Source organism: Nonomuraea sp. NPDC002799 (assembly GCF_053592075.1).
In genome coordinates, this window is record NZ_JBSFVA010000029.1 from 131004 (window position 1) to 137796 (window position 6793).

A 6793-nucleotide genomic window follows, 5' to 3' on the forward strand; every position below is an offset into this window, starting at 1 on the left:
CGCACGAGGACCGCCCGGCCCGGCGACCGCGACTCGACGCGTGTCACCGGGCCGCGGCCTCGCTGGAACCACTGGGTCAGACGGTGGCGTGGCCGCGCACGAGACGGCCCACCTCGGCGCGCAGGTGCACGAAGTCGGGGTGCTCACGCGTGGTGATCTGGTCGCGCGGCCCGGGCAGGTCCACCTTCAGGTCGCCCACCACGTGCGCCGGCGCCTTGGACAGCACCACGACCCGGTCGCCCACGTAAACGCTCTCGTCGATGTCGTGCGTGATGAGCACGATCGTCATCTGGTGGTGCCCGCGCACCTTGAGGACGAGGTCCTCCAGGTCCTCCCTGGTCTGCGCGTCCACCGAGCCGAACGGCTCGTCCATCAGCATCAGCGTCGGCCGGTAGGCCAGCGCCCGCGCGATGGCGACCCGCTGCTGCATGCCGCCCGAGAGCTGGAACGGGTATTTGCGGCCCGCGCCCTCCAGCCCCACCGACTCCAGAGCCTCGGCGGCGGCCTCGCGGCGCTGGCGCTTGTCCATGTTGCGGCGGCGCAGCGGCAGCGCGACGTTGTCGGCCACCGACATCCACGGGAACAAGGAGCGGCTGTAGTCCTGGAAGACGACGGCGAGGTTGTCCGGCGTCTGGCGCACGAGCTGGCCCTCGACCCTGACCTGGCCGCCGGTCGGCGTGATCAGGCCCGCGATCGAACGCAGCAGGGTCGACTTTCCGCAGCCCGACGGCCCGACGATGCACAGCAGCTCGCCCTCGGCGACGCTCAGGTTGAGCCCTTCGATGGCGTGGTGCGCGTTAGGACTCCCGCCACCGTAAACGTGGGAGAGGCTGTCTATCTCGAGCATGGAATTCCTAGGGGCGAGACCGCGGGAGCACGGCGACTATGTCCGGGCCGTAAAACCACTCTATCGGAGCGGGAAATGCTGGACATGTCAGTCAGGTAAACCTATTCAGGGCGGAATCCTACTCGCACGCATCCGCCGATGTCATGGGCCGGAAGAGTGCGGAATTCTGACGCTCCACGACTCCCGCTCGTTCAAAGCCCGCACGTCGGCGTCCGAGATGCGGCGCTGCGCGTCCGCCATGGCGGCCAGCTCCGCCGCCGTCAGCACCTGCGCGACGTCGGCGAACCCGCCCGGCGCCCGCTCGGTGACCAGCTTGATCGTCTCCTCGATCGGCAGCGCCCGGTGGGACAGCGCCAGCGCCGACGTGGGCGGCCGCCGCTCCGCCTCGTACGCCTTCAGCGCCCCGTCCGGATCGTCGTACGCCGCCAGGCATCTGGCCAGCACCCGGGCGTCGAGGACGGCCTGCGACCCGCCGTTCGAGCCGATGGGATACATCGGATGGGCCGCGTCGCCCAGCAGGGTCACCCGGCCCTCGCCCCAATAAGGCAGCGGGTCGCGGTCGACCATCGGATATTCGAGGATGCGCTTCGTGGTGGCGAGCAGAGACGGTATGTCCGCGAGCGCGTACGTCCAGTCAGCGAAATGCGTCAGCACATCAGGCAAAAGGCCCTCGCGGGACCAATCCGCGTCCGTTACCGCTCCCGGCTCGGCCACCTTCACCTCGGCCACCCAGTTCACCAGCCGAGGATTGCCTGCCGAAATGTGATAAGTCACGAACTTTCCGGCCAAGTTCGAGCCCCCGACCAGCACCGTCGCGCCGTCCAGGACGCGGTCGGCCTCCGCCACACCGCGCCACATCCTGATCCCCGCCCACAACAGCGGATCACCGGACGGATGCAGCCTGGCGCGCACCGCCGACTGCACGCCGTCGGCGCCGACCAGCACGTCCACCCGCTCCCGCCACACCTGCCCGCCGCGCCGCAGCGTGACCAGCACCCCGTCGCCGTCCTGCTCGAAGCCCTCGAACCGGGTGCCCGTGCGCACCGGGCCCACCCGCTCCTCGACGGCCGCGAGCAACATCATCTGCAGCTCGCCCCGGTGGACGCTGTACTGCGGCCACCGGTAGCCGGCCGACCGCCCGCGGGGTAAGGCCAGGATGACGTTGCCGTGACGGTCGGCGAAGGTCATGAAGCTCGTCTCCACGCCCATCGCCGCGAGCTCCGCGCCCAGCCCGAGCTCCGTCAGCTCGCGTACGGCGTGCGGCTGCAGGTTGATCCCCACGCCGAGCGGCCGCAGCGCGCTCGTGGCCTCGACGACCACGCAGTCCAGCCCCGCGGCCGCCAGGCTCAACGCGGTGGTGAGCCCGCCGATGCCGCCACCCACGATCATCGTCCGCACAGCGCGACTCTAGCCAACCGCGTGCTGGGCGGCGTGGTGCCAGGCGAGCACCCGCCGTTCGGCGATCAGGAAGAGCTCGTTGAGCAGGTAGCCGAGCACGCCGAGCAGCACGATCCCGGCCCACATGGCGGGCAGGTCGAACATCGAGTACGCGGCGGTGAGCTGGAAGCCGATGCCGTTGGTGGTGCCGGGCAGCAACTCGGAGAAGACCATGACGATCAGTGACAGTGACAGGGCGAGCCGTAACCCGGCGAACATCTTCGGCAGCGCCGACGGCAGGATCACCAGCAGGAGCCGTTCGGCCCGGGACAACCGGAACACCCGGCAGGTCTGCAGGTGCAGCGGCTCCACCGAGCGGGCGCCGTCGGCGGTGTTGAGCAACACCGGCCACACGACGCTGAACATGATGAACGCGAGCTGCATCCGCAGCCCGAACCCGAACAACACCAGGAACACGGTCACCAGCGCGGGCGGCGGGATCGCCCGCAGGAACTGCAGCACGCCGTCGAGATAGTCGTAGGCCCGCACGGAAAGCCCCAGCGCCAGCCCGAGCACGACGCCGGCCAGCGCGCCGCCCGCGAACCCGGCGGCCATCCGGCCCAGGCTCGGCAGGAGGTCGCCGATGGCGGCGTCCGTCAGGAACAGCGTGCCGGGCGGCCCGGAGAACCACATCGTGTGCATCCGGGTCACGATCAGGCTGGGCGCGGGGAAGAACACGTTGCCGGCCGCCCTCGTGCCCGCCTCCCAGGCGAGGACGAGCACGATGAGCACCAGCCACCGGAACGCGGCCGTCCGCACACCCCTGCGCCGGGCGGTCCCCGCCACCCGCACGGCGCCCGCCTGCCGCACGGTCTCGGCCGTGGCCTTCATCCGCCGCCTCCCAACCGCGCGTGGTGCCAGCCGAACGCCCGCCGCTCGATCGCGACCAGCAGCGCGTTCACCACCACGCCGAACAGCCCGACCCAGAGCACTCCGGCCAGGATGTCGGTCATCCGCGCGGGCACGGCGAGACCGGCGAAGAAGATGAACACCCCGATGCCCTCGCCCCGCCCGGCGACCACCTCGGTGCTGACGGTCAGGATGAGGGCCACCCCGGCGGCCAGCCGGAGCCCGGTGGCGATGAAGGGCGCCGAGGACGGCAGCGAGACCCGCAGCAGCACCGCGAGCGGCCCGAAGCCGTACGCCCTGAGCGACTCCTTGGCCAGCGGGTCGACGCCGCGCAGGCCGTACATCGTGTTGTAGAGGATCGGCCACAGCGCGGCGTAGACCACCAGCGTGACGCGGAGCTGCAGGCCCGTGCCGATCAGCAGGGCGACCAGCGGGATCAGCGCCACCGACGGGATCGGCCGCAGGAACTCCACGACCGAGCGGGTGGCGGCGTCGATGATCGGCACACTGCCGAGCAGCAGGCCGAGCGGCACCGCGACGACCGCCGCGACGCCGAGCCCGATCGCCCAGGCGAGCAGGCTCGTCAGGGCGTGCGCGCGGAAGGCGGGATCGGAAACCAGGACCGCCGCCCGCCCGGCGATCTCGGTGGCGGGCGGCAGGAACTCGGGGTCGGCCAGACCCGTCCGGCTGAGCAGCTCGATCAGCGCGGCGAAGGCGAATGCCCCGGCCGCCCGGCGCGACCAGCGCGACCAGCGCGTGGCCGTGGACGCCGGGCGGGGACGGGACAGTGTGCGAGTGCTCACCCGGAGGTGGTCGGCGACATCAGCGTCTTGACGTCGATCGCCTTGGTGAGCCACTTGGCCTCCAGCATCCAGTCGGCCACCCGCTGGAGGCGGACCGGATTGTCGTTGCTGGAGAAGTACGGGAACGTGACGGTGGCCGCGGTGGCCGCGTCGATCTGGGTGAAGTTGGGCAGCACCTTGGCCACCGCCTCACGGTTGTTCTCCATCAGCTTGGCCGCGTTGTGGATGGCACGCTGGAACGCCGCCGAGACCTTCGGGTTCTTGTCGTAGAAGTCCTGGGTGCTGACGTAGCCGGAGATCGGGAACTCGGCCGCGGGGCCCGAGGCCGGGTCGAGGATCTTGCGCGCGCCCATCGAGGACGTCGCCGCCGTGACCAGGGGCTCGCCCAGGTACGCGGCGTCGATCTGGCCGCCCTTCCACGACGGCATGATGTTCTGGAAGGTCACCTGGACGTATTTGATCGTCCCGGGGTCCACGTTGTTGGCCTTGAGCACCTGGGTGAGTGCCAGTTCCTGGAAGTTGTGCAGGACGTTGACGTTGATCGTCTTGCCTTCGAGGTCCTTGGGCGTCTTGATGGGCGATGCGGGCAGCGCCATGATGCTGAGCGAGTCGGGGGCGGCGCGGGAGCCTTCGGCCAAAATCCGCAGTTTCAGCGCGCCCTTGTCGTGGGCGGCGAACATCGACACGTAGTTGCCGAACATGGCGTCGATCTCGCCCTTGAGCAGCATGGGGATGGCTTCGGGCGCTGCCTGGACCACCTGCGGGGTGACCTCCAGGCCTTCGGCCTCGAAGAGCTTCTGGTCGATGGCTACGTACAGGGCGGCACTGTCGATGGCCGGCAGCGTGGCCACCTTGATCTTGATCTTCTCCAGTCCGCCTGCGGAGGCGGACGGCGGCGCGCTGGCGGTCGTTGCCCCGCCCGTGCTGCACGCTGCGGCGCCGAGTGTCAAAGCGAACCCGATGATGGCGGCCCTGGCGGAACGGCCAAGCCTCATGTCAGGGACTCCCTTCAGATGGAGCCAGGGGGGAACCGGGTGGCTTCTGCTCCCGGGGGCTGTGTGCCTGACGCACAACAGGGATCGACGGTAGCACCTAATTGGCGGACATTATCGCGAACGTAACAGTTGTAGTTGCAATGCCCGTTTCCGGCTCTATCGTAAAAATTGACGTGCGGAAAATCCTCGACGTTTGTCCGGTTTGGGGAAGGAGGTGACATGCGAGGTTTCGGATGCTGATGGGGCTGCCCGTTCGGCGCTTTCCACGGGTCAGGAAGTGGCTTGTGGGGCGATCTCTCATTGCCTGTTTCAGCAGATAGGGGCGGGTCTACACCGATTCTGTCGTATTTTCTGGACACTTCGGGATAAACGCCCCAATGGAGCACTAATAGTGGTTGGCCCTTGCCAACCCGTGTGCTCAAATAGCGCATATCTCGACGTACATATTTGCCCCCACGTGCATTTACCTGCATGGTCACCGAGAATTTCCCTCAGGGCGAGAGGTTGCGAAGGCAAGTGAGAACGCAGAGCGCTGAAGCTTCCGCTGACCGCGAGCCGCACGGGCATGAGAGGCGACGGCTGTCCAACCCTCCTTCACGAAGGTTCGGGCTGGGCAACTGGCACGTGCGATCGCGTCTTGTCGCGTTGATCGTCGTACCCACGGCCGTGGCCGTGGGCCTGGGCGGACTGAATGTGATCACCTCGCTCAGTGACGCCAGCACCTACCAGACTCTCCGAGAGGTCGCCGAGCTCAGCGAGCAGCTCGGGGCCGTCACGCACGAGCTGTCCTTCGAACGCGACGAAACCGCCCTCTACATCGCCCAGGGCCGGCCGGAGAACCGCGAGGCCCAGCTCCGCACGACCTACAGCGGTGTGAACGCGCTCATCGAGGAGGCCAAGCAGCGGGCTCAGGGGCTCGCGGACACCCATGCCGAGGCCATCCGGCCGGTGTTGCGCCGGCTGGAGGAGATCCCGACGCTGCGCGACACCGCCGTCAACGGCAAGATCCAGCCGCTGCCGATGATCCAGAAGTACTCGCAGATCATCGCGACCCTCCTGCAGTTCCACGACCAGGTCGGCCAGGTCGCCGTCGACGACGAGGTCTCCCACAGCGCCAGCTCGATGGCCGCCATCGCCAGGGCCAAGGAGCAGGCCTCCAAGCAGCGCGGCATCCTGGCCAGCGCGCTGGACAAGAAGGGCTTCGACAGCGGCGAGTTCGACTCGCTCACCGACGCCAAGTCGCGCGAGGAGAGCGAGGAGACGCTCTTCGCCACGCTGGCCAACCTCGATCAGCTTGAGCTCTACCGCAACACGGTCGTGGGCCGGGACGTCGACCAGACCGACCTGTTCCGGTTGCGGGCCATGGCCCAGTCGTCGGAGGGCAAGGAGCTGAGCATCGGCGTGCGGCCCGACCGGGACGTGGCCACGTGGTTCGACGTCAGCACCGGCAAGATCGACGCACTGCGGAGCGTGGAGAAGGACCTGGCCTCCTCCGTCATCCTGCGCGCCCGCGCGCTGGAGGAGGGCGCCAACCGCTCGGCGCTGATCTCCGGCGGCCTCATCCTGCTGCTGCTGATCGTGGTGCTCGCGATCATCTCGCTCATCGCCCGCTCGCTCATCAGGCCGCTGCGCAAGCTGCGCCACGAGGCACTCGACATCGCCGGGCACCGCCTGCCCGAGACCGTCCAGCAGTTGCGCGAGAGCGGCGACGGCTCGGTCGGCCCCGTGATCCCGATCGGCGTGGACACGCACGACGAGATCGGCGAGGTCGCGCGGGCCTTCGACGAGGTGCACCGTGAGGCGGTGCGGCTGGCGGGTGAGGAGTCGCGGTTGCGGAGCAACGTGAACGCGATGTTCGTGAA

6 protein-coding genes are annotated in these 6793 nt (G+C 68.8%); 1 reads left to right on the forward strand and 5 read right to left on the reverse strand.

Annotation, left to right across the window (positions count from 1 at the left end; translation table 11 throughout):
- Positions 1-76 precede the first annotated feature (76 nt).
- From ACWD0F_RS38110 to ACWD0F_RS38130, 5 genes are all read right to left on the reverse strand, one after another.
- Complete coding sequence (locus tag ACWD0F_RS38110) at positions 77-847, reverse strand: ABC transporter ATP-binding protein (protein ID WP_449885125.1); 771 nt, start codon at positions 845-847, stop codon at positions 77-79.
- A gap of 141 nt (positions 848-988) precedes the next feature.
- Positions 989-2236: a flavin-dependent oxidoreductase gene (locus ACWD0F_RS38115; protein WP_449885144.1), complete on the reverse strand. Its 1248-nt coding sequence runs from the start codon at positions 2234-2236 to the stop codon at positions 989-991.
- A gap of 18 nt (positions 2237-2254) precedes the next feature.
- Positions 2255-3115 (reverse strand): ABC transporter permease, encoded by an 861-nt coding sequence (locus ACWD0F_RS38120; protein ID WP_449885128.1) that lies wholly within the window; start codon positions 3113-3115, stop codon positions 2255-2257.
- The gene (locus ACWD0F_RS38125) at positions 3112-3936 is read right to left on the reverse strand and encodes an ABC transporter permease (RefSeq protein ID WP_449885130.1); all 825 of its coding nucleotides are present in this window, start codon (positions 3934-3936) and stop codon (positions 3112-3114) included. The genes ACWD0F_RS38120 and ACWD0F_RS38125 overlap by 4 nt, the downstream gene beginning before the upstream one ends.
- Positions 3933-4931 (reverse strand): ABC transporter substrate-binding protein, encoded by a 999-nt coding sequence (locus ACWD0F_RS38130; protein WP_449885133.1) that lies wholly within the window; start codon positions 4929-4931, stop codon positions 3933-3935. Before ACWD0F_RS38130 ends, ACWD0F_RS38125 begins: the two co-directional genes overlap by 4 nt.
- A gap of 645 nt (positions 4932-5576) precedes the next feature.
- Between ACWD0F_RS38130 and ACWD0F_RS38135 the strand changes: the two genes are divergently transcribed.
- The coding region (locus tag ACWD0F_RS38135) for a nitrate- and nitrite sensing domain-containing protein (protein ID WP_449885135.1) at positions 5577-6793 on the forward strand (1217 nt) is incomplete at its 3' end.

Excerpts from the sequence above, each read along its gene's own strand:
- ACWD0F_RS38110 (WP_449885125.1), bottom strand. The coding sequence starts at position 847 with ATGCTCGAGATAGACAGCCTCTCCCACGTTTACGGTGGCGGGAGTCCT.
- ACWD0F_RS38115 (WP_449885144.1), bottom strand. The coding sequence starts at position 2,236 with ATGATCGTGGGTGGCGGCATCGGCGGGCTCACCACCGCGTTGAGCCTG.
- ACWD0F_RS38120 (WP_449885128.1), bottom strand. The coding sequence starts at position 3,115 with ATGAAGGCCACGGCCGAGACCGTGCGGCAGGCGGGCGCCGTGCGGGTG.
- ACWD0F_RS38130 (WP_449885133.1), bottom strand. The coding sequence starts at position 4,931 with ATGAGGCTTGGCCGTTCCGCCAGGGCCGCCATCATCGGGTTCGCTTTG.